Below are 14,855 nucleotides of genomic sequence, written 5' to 3' on the forward strand. Positions count from 1 at the left end.
TGGACGACATGACCGCTGAAACCGCCGCCCCCACCGCCCGCGTCCGAGGCCTCGTCCGTACCGGAGGCCCCAAGGACGGCTCCTCCTGGCTGGAGCACGTCCTCGGCTGGACCCTCGTGGTCGTCATCGCCATGTTCGTCACCCAGGTCGGCTGGCTGTAGCACCCGCCCCGGCCTCCGGCTCCACCCGCCAGTGCACGTCCGGGACGCCCACCAGCCCGTAGAGCACGCGTACGGGCGACCGCGCGGGCAGCAGCACCACCCCGGCCGCCACCGCGAACAGGCCGAGCCCCGCCCACCACCCCAGCAGCCGTACGAGCGCACTCGCCCCCAGCGCCCCGGCGAACGGCAGTACGTACACCCCCGCCCCCGCGATCGCCACCGCGACCACCCGGGGCACCTTGAGGTCCGCCGCCGCACCCGGCAGCCGCCACCCCTCCACCAGCCAGCCGATCTCGGCCAGCAGCATCGTGCCGACCACGGCCGTGCCGAAGACCAGCAGGGCCAGGAAGGTCCCCGAGGTGGCGAAGGCCAGGCAGCTGTTGACCACGCCGTCCGCGGACCAGCCGGCGAAGGCCCGAGGGTCGGCGCTCAGCACCCGCCGGTACCCGCTGCCGTCCCACCCGTGGACCAGGGTGAAGAACAGCAGGAAGTAGCCGGCGACCGCCTGCAGGTACCCCCAGTACCCGGCCCCCACCAGCACGAACAGCCGCGCCGCCAGGAACCCGAGCAGCGCCCCCACCACCGCCGACCCGGCGTGGAAGAGCGCGAAGCCGGCCCAGACCCCGTCGTGGTCCCGAGCCACGTGCATGGTGGCCCAGGATGGGTTCTGCCAGAGCAGGTACATCCCGGTCGGCGCGAGCAGCAGGGCCGCGTAGAGCAGGGTGAGCGCCAGGTACGGATCGGCCGCGCGGCTCCTCGTACGCACCCCTTCGCCCCGCACCGACCGCTCCCACCACTGCAACTGCCGCCCGGCCGCCACCGCGAAGGTCGCGCCGATGGCGTAGGCCCACAGCGGCGCGGCCTGCACCGGGATCATGAGGCGTCCAGCCGCAGTCCGTCGGTGACGATCACGTCGGAGGTGACGAGGGCCTGCTCCGCCGTCACCTGGGTCATGAAGACGAACGGCGGGATGACCGGCGGCGCGGGCAGCCCCTGCGGGCTGAAGGTCACGCACAGGAGCCCCTCGATGCAGCCGCTGAACTTCGTGAGGTACAGGGTCACGTCGCCGCGCAGGTCGAGGGAGTCGGCGGACAGCCCGTACTCGTCCGAGCCGTCCCGGGTCCGCAGCCGGTAGTCCCGCAGCGAGGCCGCGCGCATCCGCAGCACCAGCACCTTCAGCGGCCCGTCCACGGTGGGCACCTCGGTGACCCCCGCCAGCGTGAAGCCCTGCGGCGCGAAGAGCGAGGTCGTCACCGTCGGAGGAGTACGGGCGGCGGTCGGAGCCCCGGCACCGGCGGCCGCCGGGGCGGCCATCGCCTGCGGGGTGCCCGTCGTGCCCGTCGCCAGCGCCGCGAGCAGTACCACCGGCAGCGCGGCGGCCAGCGTCCGAGGCCCGCTGCCGTCCAGGCTCGGGACGTACGGGCCCTCCTCGCCCGCCTCCTCGTCGGGCAGCGGGGTCCAGCCGAAGGCCAGCGCGCTTCCGGCGATGCCGAGCAGCATCCCGACCAGGAAGCCGCCCAGATTGGTGGCGACGAAGGACAGCACCGACAGCAGCAGGGCGTGCAGGGAGACGTACGCCCGGGCCCCCGGCAGGAACCACAGGAACAGTCCCGCCAGGATCAGGGCGACACCGATCCCGATGGCCGCGACCCCGCCCAGACCGAGGCTGACCAGCACCGTCAGAGGGGAGAGCGGGACCAGCAGCAGCTCGGTCCCGCCCAGGAGCACGAGCAGCCCGCCCCAGAACGGCCGGGTCCGGCGCCAGGCGCGCAGCCGCCGCCGGTGCTCCGGCAGCGGGAGCCGCCACTCCAACCACCCGGCGGGCGCGCTCAGAAGCACTTCTTGCCGTCCAGGCTGACGCTCAGGTTCAGGCCCTTGAGCTTGAAGTTCCCGCCGGTCGCGGACCAGGCGTGCGACTTCACGTCCACCACCTCGATGTTCCCCGCCTGCAGGCCGAACTTCCCGGCCTCGCCCCGGACCCCGTCCACCTGGTCCAGCGTCGAGGCGTCCCGGCCTATCTGCGCCGTGCCGAAGGTGGCGTCGCCCTTGAGGTCCTCGCCGTCGATCACCAGATTGCTGGCCGTGACTTCCCCGGCCGGCCCGCCAGCGGTCAGCTTGAAGATCACCTTGCCGACCGGGGTGTCCACCTCGGCGGCCTGGCAGATGTCGGCGAGCGTGGCCTCGCCGATGCCGAGCAGCGCCACCGGATGCCCCTTGCCGTCGACGGAGCGGTCCGTCTGCACGTACGAGGCCAGGCCCTTGCTGCTCAGTTTCGACGAGGAGACCTGGAAGTTGGTCCCCGAGACGGCGAAGGAGGCGGCGAGCGCGCCCTGTGCCATGACCATCGCCATCGCCCCGACGGCCACGACCGCGGGCATCGCGACGGCCGCCGCCTTCTTCCAGTGGACCCGGCCCTCGCGGAGCGGTCTCGTGCCCGTGCCCTTGCCTGTGCCCGTGCTCATGTGGTTCCTCCCGTACGTCGTCCGGTGCGCAGGGGAAGTGCTGCCATACTTCAGGCATCTTGTGGCAGTTCGAGGCTAGGGCTGAATTTGAATAATAGTCAACAGCGCGGCACGACCGAGCGTTCGCAGGTCCGCAGGGCCGAACTCATAGCGACCGGACGCAAGTTGTTCGCCGACACCTCGTACGACGCGCTCTCCATGGACGACATCGCCAAGCACGCGGGCGTCGCCAAGGGGCTGATCTACTACTACTTCAAGAGCAAGCGGGGCTACTACCTGGCCATCGTCGAGGACTCCGTCGCCGAGCTCGTCGCCCGCGCCGGCGGCGATACCGACCTCCCGAACGCCGAACGGGTCCGCCGCACCATCGACGGCTACCTGCACTACGCCGAACACCACCACGCCGCCTACCGCACCATCGTCACGGGCGGCGTCGGCTCCGACGCCGAGGTGCTCGCGATCCGCGACGCCGTCCGCAGGGAACTCGTCGCCACCATCGCCGAAGGCGCGTACGGGCACCGCGCACTCCCGCCGATCGCCCGGCTCGCCCTCGTCGGCTGGCTCTCCGCGGTCGAGGGGACGACGCTGGAGTGGATCGGCGGCCTGAGCGGCGGGGAAGCCCCGGCGGGCGGTGCGGCGGGCGGCGCGGCGGGCGGCGCGGCGGCCGACGGCGGCCCGGCCGGCGGTGGTCCTGCCGGTGCTGCCGCGACCCGGCCCGGCCGGATCGAGCTCGGGGCCCTGCTGGTGCGCCAGCTCCGCGCGACGCTGACGGTGATCGAGGAGTTCGTCCCGGAGTGTCCGGCACCTCCCGCCCTCGAAGAGCCGTTCGAGCAGCCCGATGATCTTGCCCCGTGACGGGAAGCCCCTGATCGGGCATACTCAAGCCGCCGCAGCCGCTGAACAGCCCATTCCGTGATCCGGGACGGGCAGCATCGGCTGTAAGAGCACCGAGACCCGGTGGCGCGCACCACACCTCGCGCGTCGCCGCCGTGCCCGACGAGGGAGGAGAGCGCCGCCATGACAGACCGCGCCCCGCAGCCGGTGGACCGTCAGCTGCCCACCGAGGAGTCCCGGGACCTCCTCGCGCTCGTACGAGAGATCGCGCAGCGGGAGATCCGTCCCAAGGCCGCCGAGGAGGAGGACTCCGGGCGGTTCCCCCGGGAGGTCTTCACCCTCCTGTCCGACGCAGGCCTGCTCGGCCTCCCGTACGCCGGCGAGTACGGCGGCGGCGAGCAGCCGTACGAGGTTTACCTCCAGGTCCTGGAGGAGCTGGCCGCGGCCCGCCTGACCGTCGGCCTCGGCGTCAGCGTGCATTCCCTGGCCTGCCACGGCCTCGCCGGCTACGGCACCAAGGAGCAGCAGGGCGCACACCTGCCCGCGATGCTCGGCGGCGGCCTGCTGGGCGCCTACTGCCTCTCCGAGCCCGCCGCGGGCTCCGACGCCGCCTCGCTGACCACCAAGGCGGTGCGCGACGGCGACGACTGGATCATCACCGGCACCAAGGCCTGGATCACCCACGGCGGAGTCGCCGACTTCTACACCGTCCTCGCCCGCACCGGCGTCGACGGCCCCAAGGGCATCACCGCCTTCCTGGTCCCCGGGGACGCGGAGGGCCTGACGGCGGCCGTGCCGGAGAAGAAGATGGGCATGAAGGGCTCGCCCACCGCCCAGCTCCACTTCGACGGCGTACGAGTGCCGGACGCGCGCCGCATCGGCGAGGAGGGTCAGGGCTTCACCATCGCCCTGGCCGCGCTGGACGCCGGACGCCTGGGCATCGCGGCCTGCGCCATCGGCGTCGCCCAGGCGGCGCTGGACGAGGCACTGGCGTACGCCCTGGACCGAAAGCAGTTCGGGCACCCGATCTCCGACTTCCAGGGGCTGCGCTTCATGCTGGCCGACATGGCCACCAAGATCGAGGCGGGCCGCGCGCTCTACCTCGCCGCGGCGCGCCTGAGGGACGCGGGCAAGCCGTTCTCCCGGCAGGCGGCGATGGCCAAGCTGTTCTGCACGGACGCCGCGATGGCGGTCACCACGGACGCGGTCCAGGTCCTGGGCGGCTACGGCTACACGGCGGACTTCCCCGTCGAGCGGCTGATGCGGGAGGCGAAGGTGCTCCAGATCGTCGAGGGCACGAACCAGATCCAGCGCATGGTCATCGCCCGTCACCTCGCGGGCCCGGAGACGCGGTAGGCGCAGGTGGAGCGGCCGGTCCAGCCCGAGTAGCCGGTCCAGCCCGAGCAGCCGGAGCTCGCGGTGAGCCCCGCCCTCTCCGACGCCGAACTGAACGCCCTGTTCGCCGCGGCGTGGCCGGGGCGCGGGGAGGCCTCCTTCGTGCCGGTCCTGGAGCGCAGCCCGGCCTGGGTCGCGGCCCGGCGCGAGGGCCGGCTGGTGGGCTACGTCAACGTGACTCCCCAGCTACCGCTGGGAGGTACCCCCAGGGACGGCGGCGTGCACGCCTTCGTCCTGGACACCACCGTGCACCCGCAGGAGCGGCGGCGCGGACTCGGGATCCGGCTCGTACGGGTGGCGACCGAGGCGGCCGGGGAGCGCGGGGCGCGGTGGCTGCACGTGGACTACGAGCCGCACCTGGAGCCCTTCTACGAACAGTGCGGCTTCCGCCCGACGGCGGCCGGGTTGCTCGCACTCTGAGCCGGCCGGCGGACCGGCTCGCTCAGCTGCCGAAGAGCGGGCCGTTCGGCCAGATCGGGGAGGACGCGATGCGGGACCACTCCGGATCGCGCCGCCCGGGCACGGTCCGGCCGTCGGCGGCCCAGCGGGCGACGAGCGCGCTGTAGATGGGCGGGTCGGGGTACCGCGGGCGCGAGCCCTGCTGAACCGATTCTTCGTAACCGGGCGGCGTCGGCCGCCGACGGCGTCCCGCCCGGGGCATGGAAGTCTCAACCGTGGTCATGCCGGGGCAACGCGATACCGCGGCCACGGGTAATCCCCTCCACACCCCGGGTATCCGTTCGAGGCGTCCCCGCGGCGGCGCTGGGGTGGGTGGGGCTGGGGGGCTTAGGGGTTGGCGGGACCTTCACTGGGCGGAATCAGGGAGGGCTTGGGGGTTTCCCGTCAGTCTCTTCGTCCTTCCGTGTCGGGCCGGCCTGTCAAGGGCGCTCCTCCTTCGTCGTCGCGTCGCTTCGCGATGGCCTTCGGCCACCCTTGACAGGCCGTCCCGCCCCGGAAAAACGAAGACTGCCGGGAAACCCCCAAAAGAACGGGCCGGGGGAAGAAGGGCAGGGGCGGGCCAGTCAGGGACGTCCGACCCCCTCCCCAGGGGGCGTGCCCTGCCCCGGGCCCTCCAAGGCCGCCACCGGGGCCGGGCAGTCGGCCGGCCGCAGCCAAACAGCGACCACAAGCCCCTCGGGGGGCAGTGGGCGCGTCAAATCGCTACGCGCTCCTCAATGACGGCGTCTGCGACCCGTCTTGGGCTGGACATAGGCCGCCACGGATCGCTACGCGCTTCTCGACGAAGGCGACCGGCGGCCGTCTGGGGCTGATGGGGAGCGAAACGGGCTGACGGGAGGCCTGGAGGGGCCGTTCGTCGGCCCAGCCGACCTGGATTCATGTCAGGGCGGGAGCGTCACCACAAAGCCGTCTACGTAACGGGGTAATTGGGGCAAATGGACGGCTGATTTCGTCGCCTCCTTCGCCTGACCCCCGTACAGCTCGACATGGCCGTCATTTGGGGTCGCTTCCGCCCCAGACGGCGGTCAGACGCCGTCATCGAGGAGCGCGTAGCGATCGGTGGCGGCTTATGTCCAGCCCAAGATTGCTGCAGACGCCGTCGTCGAGGAGCGCGTAGCGATTCGTGGCGCCTGTCGGGGGCTGGGGCGCTTGTGGTCGGTGTTTGGCGATGGCTGGCCGGCTGCCCGGCCCCGGAGACCAGGGCGGAGGGCCCGGGCTCGCGCCCGCCCCCTACCGGAGCAGGGTCGGACGTCCCTGACCGCCCCGCCCCTTTCCTTTCTCCCCCGGCCCGTTCTTTTGGGGGTTTCCCGGCAGTCTTCGTTTTTCCGTGGCGGGGCGGTCTGTCAAGGGCGGCCGAAGGCCGTCGCGCAGCGACGCGAACGCAGTGAGCGCCCTTGACAGGCCGTCACGACGCGGAAGGACGAAGACTGCCGGGAAACCCCCAAGCCCTCTCTGATTCCGATCAGCTCGGACCCCGCCACCCGGCGACCCCGCCCCGCAGATAAGGGGCGGCTGTGCGTCCCGCCCGTCCCACCCCCACCCACCCCCCGGCGCCACGTGCCGACCTGTCAGACCGTGCCAGAAGTCTGGCCCCCGATATGGTTTCTGACGTACCGTCATATCCGCTTGAGGCGTCACCCCGCCGCACCCCCAGCCGCACGACACCGTGCCCCTTTCGCATCCCCCACCCCGCCCAGGAGGTTCGCCATGCCCGCCGACCGGCCCATCGGACTGGACGAGTACCCGATCCACCAGGCCCCGCTCTCGATGAAGCACCTCGTCAGCGGTGACCGCAACGCCTACGACCGCTGCATCTTCCACGTCTTCGATCACGCCGGCCGTGCCGTCCTCATCCTCGGCCTCGGGGTGTACCCCAACGCCGGGGTCATCGACGCCTACGCCACCCTCCGCATCGGAGACGAGCTGCTCGCCGTCCGGGCCTCCGACGCCCTCACCGACGACCGCATGAACCTCAGCGTCGGCCCCCTCTCCATCACCGTCGACGTCCCGCTCAAGCAGCTCACCCTGCGCTGCGCCGCCGATCCGGACGACCCGGACGGGCTCTCGTACGACCTCACCTGGACCGCGGAGTTCCCCGCCGTCTGGGAGCCCCACCACATCCAGCGGCGTGGCGACCGGCTCATGCTCGAAGGCCGCCGCTTCGTCCAGGCCGGCAACGTCACCGGCGCCATCCGCGCCAAGGGCGAGGAGTTGACCGTCACCGCGGGGGAGTGGACCGGTACCCGCGACCGGAGTTGGGGTGTGCGCCCGATACCCGGAGAGGAGGGTGGCCGCGCCGCCGAGGAGTACCGGCCCGAGGGGTTCCACTGGCTCTGGATCCCCGTGCGCTTCGAGGACCGGTTCGTGATGGTCATCGCCCAGGAGGACGCCGACGGGCACCGGACCCTGAACGAGGCCGTGCAGGTCTTCCCCGAGGCCACCGGCCGCCACGACGTCCAACTCGGCTGGCCCCACACCGAGATCCGCTACCGGCCTGGCAGCCGGCATCCCGAGAGCGCGGTCGTCCACCTCACCGACCCGGCCCGCAAGCCGCTCGAACTCGGCGTCGAGATCCTGAACTCCTCCCCGCTCGCCGTGGGCGCGGGTTACCCGCCCGCCGGGGACTGGCAGCACGGCACGTGGCAAGGGCGGGGCTGGACCGACCGGCGGGTGTACGACCTCTCCGATCCGAGCGCCCACCCGATGGCCGCGTTCGGCGTCACCGACCACTCGGCGCGCTTCACCCTCGACGGGCAGATCGGCCACGGCATCTTCGAACACGGCAGCTTCGGGAGGCACGACCCCAGCGGCTTCGTCGACTACTCGTCCGTCGCCCAATAGGGCAGGCGCACAACAGAAGCAGCGACAAGAACAGCGACGAGATCAGCAACAAGAACAGAGACACAAGAACAGAGACAAGAACAGGGAAGGGGCCCACCGCCATGGCAACCGCTCCACGTCCGCGCACCTCCACCCGAGAGCCCGAAGAACTCGGCCGTCGCCTCGCCGTCTGGCTGGACGCCAAGCTCCCCGGCGCGAAGGTCACCAACGTCTCGGTCCCCGGCTCCAACGGCATGTCCAGCGAGACCCTGCTCTTCGACATAGAGCACCCCGACACCCCGCTCCGTGCCTGCGCGCTGCGCCTCGCCGCCGATCCGGCCGCCTACACCGTCTTCCCGACGTACGACATGCCGCGCCAGCACCGTGTGATGAGCCTGGTCGCCCAGCACACCGACCTGCCCGTCCCGCGCGTGCAGTGGCTGGAGGAGGATCCGGGGCCGCTCGGGGCGCCGTTCTTCGTGATGGCCCGGGCCGAGGGCCGGGTCCCGCCCGACGTCATGCCCTACACCTACGAGGGCAACTGGCTGCACGCCGCGACCGACGCCGAGCGGGCCGTGCTCCAGGAGGCGAGCATCGCGCTGCTGGCCCGGCTGCACGACCAGTTCCCCGCCAAGGAGGCGGAGTTCCTGCTCCCCGAGGGCGCGGGCAGTCCGCTGCGCCGGCACGTGGACGGGCAACGCGCCTACTACTCCTGGGTGGTGGACGGCCTGGCCCCGTCACCGCTCATCGAGCGCGCGTTCGCCCGGCTGGAGGAGCTCTGGCCGCAGGACGAGGGCCCGGCGGTGCTGAACTGGGGCGACGCCCGCATCGGCAACGTCATCTACGACGGGTTCACCCCGGCGGCCGTCCTGGACTGGGAGATGGCGGCGTACGCCCCGCGCGAGGTGGACCTCGGGTGGACCGTCTACCTGCACCGGTTCTTCCAGGACCTCACGGTGAGCTTCGGCCAGCCCGGCCTGCCGGACTTCCTGCGCCGCGAGGACCTGGAGCGGCGGTACGCCGAACTCACCGGCCACACCCCGCGGAACATGGAGTTCCACACCCTCTACGCGGCCCTGCGCCATGGGATCGTGATGCTGCGCATCGCCTACCGGCAGGCGCACTTCGGCGAGGTGGAGATCCCGGAGAACCCGGACAGCCTGATCCTGCACCACGCCAGTCTGGCCGCCATGGTGCAGGGAACCTACTGGCAGGCGTAGGGCCAGGGGCGCCGGGGCGGCCCGCAGAACGGCCCGCGGACGGCCCCGCGGAACGGCCCGCAGAACAGGCCGCGGACGGTCCCGCAGGACCGTCCGCGGCGAGCGCGCAGGGGGCCGGTCAGGCCGCCTGCGCGTGCTGCGTCTGCGTCTGCGGCGCCGCGGGGCGCATCAGCGGGACCGGCCGCGAGCCCGGACCGCCGACGTGCGAGAAGGGCTGCGTCCGCCAGTCCAGCCCCTGGGGCAGGTCCAGGACCACGACGGACTCGAACTCCTGCGCCTCCGGCGACGGGAACGCTCCGACGGTGGACAGCGCGTCCGAGGCGGGCCGCCCGGTGCCCGCGCACACCGTGAGACCGAAGGGGTTCCACGGGGTCAGGCAGAGCGCGTGCTGCGGCAGGAACTCCTCGTCGGCGACGAGGGCGATCGACTGGCCGCAGTCGGGGCAGATCGCGTGGTGGATCTCGAACCCCTCGCCGTCTTCGAGGTATTCGGCGTAGTCGGGGTACGCGCCCTCCTCGGTGTCGGCCAGATCGAGGGGCTCCGGTTCGGTGCGACCGGCGCGCTTGGTGTTCAGCATGGATGTACTCCCCCTTGGGTGGGCCGGGCGGGCAGGTTCTTCGGCCTCGGCCACACCAAGCACTTCCCGCAGCGCGGCACGAGTAACCACGACAGCACGTCGTACGCCTACATGACCCTGTGGCCTTGGTCACATGCCCGGTGCAGATGCCTCCAGTGGGTGGACACCACTGGGCCCGGAGCGCCATTGGGCCTTAGGTTGAGCGGCTATGAGCGCAATGGAGGAGCTGGACCGCCAGATCGTTGATCTGCTCGTGCGGGACGGGCGGATGAGTTACACGGATCTGGGCAAGGCCACGGGACTGTCCACGTCGGCGGTCCATCAGCGAGTACGCCGGCTGGAACAGCGCGGGGTGATCCGCGGCTACGCGGCGGTGGTCGACCCCGAGGCCGTCGGCCTGCCGTTGACGGCCTTCATCTCGGTCAAGCCGTTCGACCCGAGCGCCCCGGACGACATCGCCGACCGGCTGTCCGGCGTGCCCGAGATCGAGGCCTGCCACAGCGTCGCGGGCGACGAGAACTACATCCTCAAGGTCCGGGTGGCGACCCCCCTGGAGCTGGAGGACCTGCTGGGCCGCCTGCGGGCCCTCGCGCACGTCTCGACGCGCACGACGGTGGTCCTGTCCACCCCCTACGAGGCCCGCCCGCCCCGCGTATAGCCTCGCCGGCGGTCGATGCAGGGGGCGCCCGCGCAGCCGCAGAGCCGGTACCCCGGGGGAGGGGGCGGGATGCGCCCACCTACACCCGCACCCGCGTTCGCACCCGCACCCGCGTCCCGCCGCAGCCGGTCGAGGGGCGAGACTGTTCCCCATGACTGACCGCACCGCCACCTCCGCCGACGCCGCCGGAGCGACCGACACCGACAGCGCCCCCGCGTCCCAGCGCACCGTCCTCCTGCGCGGGGGCGAGGTGCACAGCCCCGCGGATCCCTTCGCCACCGCGATGGTCGTCGAGCGGGGCCGCGTCGCCTGGGTCGGCTCCGAGGGCGCGGCCGACGCCTTCGCGCAGGGCGTGGACGAGGTCGTCGACCTCGGCGGCGCGCTCGTCACCCCCGCCTTCACCGATGCCCACGTCCACGCCACCTCCGCCGGGCTCGCCCTCACCGGGCTGGACCTCACCGGCGCCCGGTCCCTCTCCGCCGCGCTGGACCTCGTACGCTCCTACGCCGCGAGCCGCCCCGCCGACCGGGTGCTCCTCGGGCACGGCTGGGACGCCGCCCGCTGGCCCGAGCGCCGCGCGCCGCGCCGGGCCGAGCTCGACGAGGCCGCCGCCGGCCGCCCGCTCTACCTCAGCCGCATCGACGTGCACTCGGCCGTGGTCACCACCGCCCTCCTCGACCTGGTCCCGGACGTCCGGCCCGAGGGAGACCAGCCGCTGACCCGTGACGACCACCACGCCGTACGGCGGGCCGCCCTCGCCGCCGTCACCCCCGGGCAGCGCGCGGAGGCCCAGGCGGCGGCCCTCGACAGGGCGGCGTCGCTCGGCATCGGCTCCCTGCACGAGTGCGGCGGGCCCGACATCTCCTCCGCCGAGGACTTCACGGCACTGCTCGCCCTGGCGGCCGAGCGGCCCGGGCCGCGCGTCTTCGGCTACTGGGCCGACCGGGACCTCGACCGGGCGAAGGCCCTGGGGGCGGTCGGAGCCGCCGGGGACCTCTTCGTGGACGGCGCCCTCGGCTCGCACACCGCCTGCCTGCACGCCCCGTACACCGACGCCCCGCACACGGGCACCGGCTACCTCGACGCCGCCGAGGTCGCGGCCCACGTCGCCGCCTGCACCGAGGCGGGCCTCCAGGCCGGCTTCCACGCCATCGGCGACGCCGCGATCACCGCCGTCGTCGAGGGTGTCCGCGCGGCCGCCGAGAAGGTCGGCCTGGCCCGCGTCCGGGCCGCCCGGCACCGCGTCGAGCACGCCGAGATGATGACCCCCGCCACCATCGCGGCCTTCGCGGAGCTGGGCCTCACCGCCTCCGTGCAGCCCGCTTTCGACGCGGCGTGGGGCGGCGAGGACGGCATGTACGCCGACCGCCTCGGGACCGAGCGCGCCCGCACCCTGAACCCGTACGCGGCCATGCTCAAGGCGGGCGTTCCGCTGGCCTTCGGCTCGGACGCGCCGGTGACCCCGCTCGACCCCTGGGGCACGGTCCGCGCGGCCGCGTTCCACCGGACGCCGGCCCACCGGATCTCCGTACGGGCCGCCTTCACCGCGCACACCCGAGGCGGCTGGCGGGCGCTGGGGCGCGACGACGCGGGCGTGCTGGTCCCCGGCGCCCCGGCCGACTACGCCGTCTGGCAGACCGCCGAACTGGTCGTCCAGGCACCCGACGACAGGGTCGCCCGCTGGTCCACCGATCCCCGTTCCGGGACCCCCGGACTCCCCGACCTGACCCCCGGTTCGGAACTGCCCGTGTGCCTGGCCACCGTGGTCGGCGGCCGGGAAGTATTCGTACGCCCACAGGGGTGATCCGGCCGTCCTCGGTTCGGTGCGGGCGGTCGGACCCGGATAGGTTCGGCCGGGTCCACCACAAGGACGTCCGTGCCGGACGGATCCGTCCGCTCAGCGCGCCCGCGCCTCGGGGGCGAGGGAAGGTTTCGCCGGATGGGGGTCCCCCCTGCTCCGCAGGAGCTTGGGGGAGGTGGCCCCGGTTCGGGGCCCGGCGGTCCAGTAGACAACGATCACGGCGGCCCGCAGCCAGCGGGAGTCTGACCGGCCCGAAGGACCGCTGGCCCCGACCACTGTTCTAGAGTCATTCACTGCGACCAGACGTACAGGACGTGCAAGAGCACAAAAGGGGACTCAGTGAGCGACGGCGGACAGCGGACCTACGGACCGCTCGGTACGGCCTTGGTGATCATTCCGACCTACAACGAGGCGGAGAACATCGGGCTGATCGTCGGCCGCGTCCGTGCGGCGGTGCCCGAGGCCCACATCCTGGTCGCGGACGACAACAGCCCCGACGGCACCGGCAAGCTCGCCGACGAGCTGGCGGTCGGCGACGACCACGTGCACGTCCTGCACCGCAAGGGCAAGGAAGGACTCGGCGCCGCCTACCTCGCGGGCTTCGTCTGGGCCCTGGAGGCCGGCTACGGCGTCATCGTCGAGATGGACGCGGACGGCTCCCACCAGCCGGAGGAGCTGCCCCGCCTGCTCACCGCGCTGGCCGGCGCCGACCTGGTCCTCGGGTCCCGCTGGGTGCCGGGCGGCCGCGTCGTGAACTGGCCCAAGAGCCGTGAGTTCCTCTCGCGCGGCGGTTCCACGTACTCCCGCCTGATGCTGGACGTCCCGATCCGCGACGTGACGGGCGGCTACCGGGCCTTCCGTCGGGAGACCCTGGAGGGCCTGGGCCTGGACGAGGTGGCCTCGGCGGGCTACTGCTTCCAGGTCGACCTGGCCCGCAGGGCCGTGCGGAAGGGGTTCCGTGTGGTGGAGGTGCCCATCACCTTCGTCGAGCGCGAGTTCGGCGACAGCAAGATGAGCAAGGACATTGTGGTGGAGGCCCTGTGGCGGGTCACCCAGTGGGGCCTGAAGGCCCAGGCGGCCAAGCTCCTCGGCAAGGGCCGAGCGAAGGCCTGACGGCCCCCTAGGGGATGTCCGGTACCTCCGGCTGAGGTCACTTTTACCCGGCCCCAGGCACACTGGACGGTATGACGACCGGCGTTCCGATTTCGACGGCCCCCCGGCGGCGCTCGCCCGCCCGTACGTTCCTCCCCCTGGCGGTAGCCGCCTGGCTGATCCTGGAGATCTGGCTGCTCAGCCTGGTCGCCGGAGCCGCCGGCGGGCTGGCCGTCGCCGCGCTGCTCGCGGGCGGGATGGTCCTCGGTGCGGTGGTGATCAAGCGCGCCGGGCGGCGTGCCTTCAAGAACCTGACCGACACCTTCCAGCAGGCCCAGCAGGGGCAGCAGCCCGCCCCGCAGCAGCCGGGCCGGGGCAACGGCCTCACCATGGCGGCCGGGCTGCTCCTGATGATGCCCGGCCTGATCTCCGACGCGGTCGGCCTGTTCCTCCTGCTCCCGCCGGTCCGCTCCTGGATCGGCCGCCGGGCCGCCCGCTCGCTGGAGAAGAAGATGGCCTCGGCCCCGGCCGGCAGCTTCGGCGACGCCTTCCAGCAGGCCCGCATCCACTACCCCGACGGCAAGGTCGTCCAGGGCGAGGTCATCCGCGAGGACCGGCCCGGCGCCCGGGACCAGGGCCCGGACACCGGCGGCTACCGCCCGCCGATCGCCCCGTAGCCCGCAGCCCGCAGTCCCGTACACGGCGAAACGCCGAGGGGCCCGCCACACAGTGTGTGGCGGGCCCCTCGGCGTTTTCCTTGTTTCAGCGCCCGCAGACTACGCGGACTTGCGGCTGTCCCGCGGATGCACGGCAATGTTCATGGCGCCGGACCGAAGGACCGCAAGCCTCTCGGCCAGCACTTCCTCCAGCTCCTCGCGGGTGCGCCGCTCCATGAGCATGTCCCAGTGCGTTCGCGCAGGCTTGCCCTTCTTCTCTTCGGGCCCGTCCCCGTCCACCAGGAGTGCCATGGCGCCGCACGCCTTGCACTCCCACTCCGGCGGAATTTCTGCCTCAACCGAGAACGGCATCTCAAATCGATGTCCGTTCTGGCATGCGTACTCCACCGCCTGGCGCGGGGCCAGATCGATGCCGCGGTCCGTCTCGTAGCTGGTAACCACGAGGCGCGTACCGCGGAGAGCTCGCTCACTCATGAATCGTGCCTCCCGGGCTTGTCGCCCACAGGACAGGTGTCGCTGTCGTCGTCATCCGGTCAACGTCCGGTCGGCGGTATTGATTCCCGCTCCGGGTCATGCGTCGCCCGTCGTGCCGCCCCTTGTTGTACCCACCAATGCCCGTTTTGTCACATCTGGCAGCAGATGTCACCCAACGTCTACACTTCTTAAGCGCGCAGTAACGGTCCGCCTGGCAGGCCAAAG

Annotated in this window: 16 protein-coding genes; 10 read left to right on the forward strand and 6 right to left on the reverse strand. The window is 72.4% G+C overall.

The window, feature by feature from the left end:
* Positions 1-8: 8 nt before the first annotated feature.
* Entirely contained in the window at positions 9-161 is a 153-nt protein-coding gene (locus OG625_RS32220; protein ID WP_329388012.1) for an SCO1431 family membrane protein, read from the forward strand.
* Here the strand turns inward: OG625_RS32220 and OG625_RS32225 are convergent.
* From OG625_RS32225 to OG625_RS32235, 3 genes are read right to left on the reverse strand one after another with little or no spacing between them, the layout of a single operon-like run.
* Complete coding sequence (locus OG625_RS32225; protein WP_329388014.1) at positions 139-1,038, reverse strand: hypothetical protein; 900 nt, start codon at positions 1,036-1,038, stop codon at positions 139-141. The two genes, OG625_RS32220 and OG625_RS32225, sit on opposite strands and share 23 nt — an antisense overlap.
* Positions 1,035-2,000 carry a DUF6114 domain-containing protein gene (locus OG625_RS32230; protein ID WP_329388016.1) on the reverse strand — a complete coding sequence of 322 codons (966 nt, stop codon included), beginning with the start codon at positions 1,998-2,000 and terminating at the stop codon, positions 1,035-1,037. Before OG625_RS32230 ends, OG625_RS32225 begins: the two co-directional genes overlap by 4 nt.
* A complete protein-coding gene (locus OG625_RS32235; RefSeq protein WP_443067816.1) occupies positions 1,991-2,623 on the reverse strand; it encodes a DUF6230 family protein in 633 nt (210 codons plus the stop codon). Before OG625_RS32235 ends, OG625_RS32230 begins: the two co-directional genes overlap by 10 nt.
* A gap of 87 nt (positions 2,624-2,710) precedes the next feature.
* On the opposite strand from OG625_RS32235, the gene OG625_RS32240 reads away from it, so the two are divergent.
* The 3 genes from OG625_RS32240 to OG625_RS32250 all read left to right on the forward strand — a co-directional run bounded on the left by OG625_RS32240 (position 2,711) and on the right by OG625_RS32250 (position 5,272).
* The gene (locus tag OG625_RS32240) at positions 2,711-3,478 is read left to right on the forward strand and encodes a TetR/AcrR family transcriptional regulator (RefSeq protein ID WP_443067817.1); all 768 of its coding nucleotides are present in this window, start codon (positions 2,711-2,713) and stop codon (positions 3,476-3,478) included.
* 162 nt (positions 3,479-3,640) lie between these two features.
* Positions 3,641-4,813, forward strand: coding sequence for an acyl-CoA dehydrogenase family protein (locus tag OG625_RS32245; RefSeq protein ID WP_329388018.1), 1,173 nt, complete (start codon positions 3,641-3,643; stop codon positions 4,811-4,813).
* A gap of 63 nt (positions 4,814-4,876) precedes the next feature.
* The gene (locus tag OG625_RS32250) at positions 4,877-5,272 is read left to right on the forward strand and encodes a GNAT family N-acetyltransferase (RefSeq protein ID WP_329388021.1); all 396 of its coding nucleotides are present in this window, start codon (positions 4,877-4,879) and stop codon (positions 5,270-5,272) included.
* A 22-nt stretch (positions 5,273-5,294) separates the two neighbouring features.
* On the opposite strand, the gene OG625_RS32255 is transcribed toward OG625_RS32250, so the two are convergent.
* Positions 5,295-5,534, reverse strand: coding sequence for a hypothetical protein (locus OG625_RS32255; RefSeq protein ID WP_329388023.1), 240 nt, complete (start codon positions 5,532-5,534; stop codon positions 5,295-5,297).
* A 1,484-nt stretch (positions 5,535-7,018) separates the two neighbouring features.
* Here OG625_RS32255 and OG625_RS32260 point away from each other — a divergent pair.
* Together OG625_RS32260 and OG625_RS32265 are read left to right on the forward strand one after the other, a co-directional pair.
* Positions 7,019-8,152: a hypothetical protein gene (locus OG625_RS32260; protein WP_329388025.1), complete on the forward strand. Its 1,134-nt coding sequence runs from the start codon at positions 7,019-7,021 to the stop codon at positions 8,150-8,152.
* Positions 8,153-8,253: 101 nt separating this feature from the next.
* Complete coding sequence (locus OG625_RS32265; protein WP_329388027.1) at positions 8,254-9,351, forward strand: phosphotransferase family protein; 1,098 nt, start codon at positions 8,254-8,256, stop codon at positions 9,349-9,351.
* Positions 9,352-9,469: 118 nt separating this feature from the next.
* On the opposite strand, the gene OG625_RS32270 is transcribed toward OG625_RS32265, so the two are convergent.
* Positions 9,470-9,928, reverse strand: coding sequence for a hypothetical protein (locus tag OG625_RS32270; protein WP_329388029.1), 459 nt, complete (start codon positions 9,926-9,928; stop codon positions 9,470-9,472).
* 217 nt (positions 9,929-10,145) lie between these two features.
* Between OG625_RS32270 and OG625_RS32275 the strand changes: the two genes are divergently transcribed.
* The 4 genes from OG625_RS32275 to fxsA all read left to right on the forward strand — a co-directional run bounded on the left by OG625_RS32275 (position 10,146) and on the right by fxsA (position 14,156).
* Positions 10,146-10,586 (forward strand): Lrp/AsnC family transcriptional regulator, encoded by a 441-nt coding sequence (locus tag OG625_RS32275; RefSeq protein WP_326593949.1) that lies wholly within the window; start codon positions 10,146-10,148, stop codon positions 10,584-10,586.
* A 151-nt stretch (positions 10,587-10,737) separates the two neighbouring features.
* Entirely contained in the window at positions 10,738-12,390 is a 1,653-nt protein-coding gene (locus tag OG625_RS32280; protein WP_329388031.1) for an amidohydrolase, read from the forward strand.
* Between the two features lie 336 nt (positions 12,391-12,726).
* The gene (locus OG625_RS32285; protein ID WP_329388033.1) at positions 12,727-13,500 is read left to right on the forward strand and encodes a polyprenol monophosphomannose synthase; all 774 of its coding nucleotides are present in this window, start codon (positions 12,727-12,729) and stop codon (positions 13,498-13,500) included.
* Positions 13,501-13,571: 71 nt separating this feature from the next.
* Entirely contained in the window at positions 13,572-14,156 is a 585-nt protein-coding gene (fxsA, locus tag OG625_RS32290) for an FxsA family membrane protein (protein ID WP_329388035.1), read from the forward strand.
* 99 nt (positions 14,157-14,255) lie between these two features.
* Here fxsA and OG625_RS32295 read toward each other — a convergent pair whose 3' ends face one another.
* Entirely contained in the window at positions 14,256-14,630 is a 375-nt protein-coding gene (locus tag OG625_RS32295; RefSeq protein ID WP_007262928.1) for an RNA polymerase-binding protein RbpA, read from the reverse strand.
* Positions 14,631-14,855: the final 225 nt, after the last annotated feature.

It is taken from the genome of Streptomyces sp. NBC_01351 (assembly GCF_036237315.1).
Classification (GTDB): Bacteria; Actinomycetota; Actinomycetes; order Streptomycetales; family Streptomycetaceae; genus Streptomyces.

What these genes read in the sequence shown, in the direction of transcription:
- OG625_RS32225 (WP_329388014.1), bottom strand. Translation starts at nt 1,038, where the DNA reads ATGATCCCGGTGCAGGCCGCGCCGCTGTGGGCCTACGCCATCGGCGCG.
- OG625_RS32245 (WP_329388018.1), top strand. Translation starts at nt 3,641, where the DNA reads ATGACAGACCGCGCCCCGCAGCCGGTGGACCGTCAGCTGCCCACCGAG.
- OG625_RS32235 (WP_443067816.1), bottom strand. Translation starts at nt 2,623, where the DNA reads ATGAGCACGGGCACAGGCAAGGGCACGGGCACGAGACCGCTCCGCGAG.
- OG625_RS32280 (WP_329388031.1), top strand. Translation starts at nt 10,738, where the DNA reads ATGACTGACCGCACCGCCACCTCCGCCGACGCCGCCGGAGCGACCGAC.
- OG625_RS32220 (WP_329388012.1), top strand. Translation starts at nt 9, where the DNA reads ATGACCGCTGAAACCGCCGCCCCCACCGCCCGCGTCCGAGGCCTCGTC.
- fxsA (WP_329388035.1), top strand. Translation starts at nt 13,572, where the DNA reads ATGACGACCGGCGTTCCGATTTCGACGGCCCCCCGGCGGCGCTCGCCC.
- OG625_RS32295 (WP_007262928.1), bottom strand. Translation starts at nt 14,630, where the DNA reads ATGAGTGAGCGAGCTCTCCGCGGTACGCGCCTCGTGGTTACCAGCTAC.
- OG625_RS32255 (WP_329388023.1), bottom strand. Translation starts at nt 5,534, where the DNA reads ATGACCACGGTTGAGACTTCCATGCCCCGGGCGGGACGCCGTCGGCGG.
- OG625_RS32275 (WP_326593949.1), top strand. Translation starts at nt 10,146, where the DNA reads ATGGAGGAGCTGGACCGCCAGATCGTTGATCTGCTCGTGCGGGACGGG.
- OG625_RS32270 (WP_329388029.1), bottom strand. Translation starts at nt 9,928, where the DNA reads ATGCTGAACACCAAGCGCGCCGGTCGCACCGAACCGGAGCCCCTCGAT.
- OG625_RS32265 (WP_329388027.1), top strand. Translation starts at nt 8,254, where the DNA reads ATGGCAACCGCTCCACGTCCGCGCACCTCCACCCGAGAGCCCGAAGAA.
- OG625_RS32260 (WP_329388025.1), top strand. Translation starts at nt 7,019, where the DNA reads ATGCCCGCCGACCGGCCCATCGGACTGGACGAGTACCCGATCCACCAG.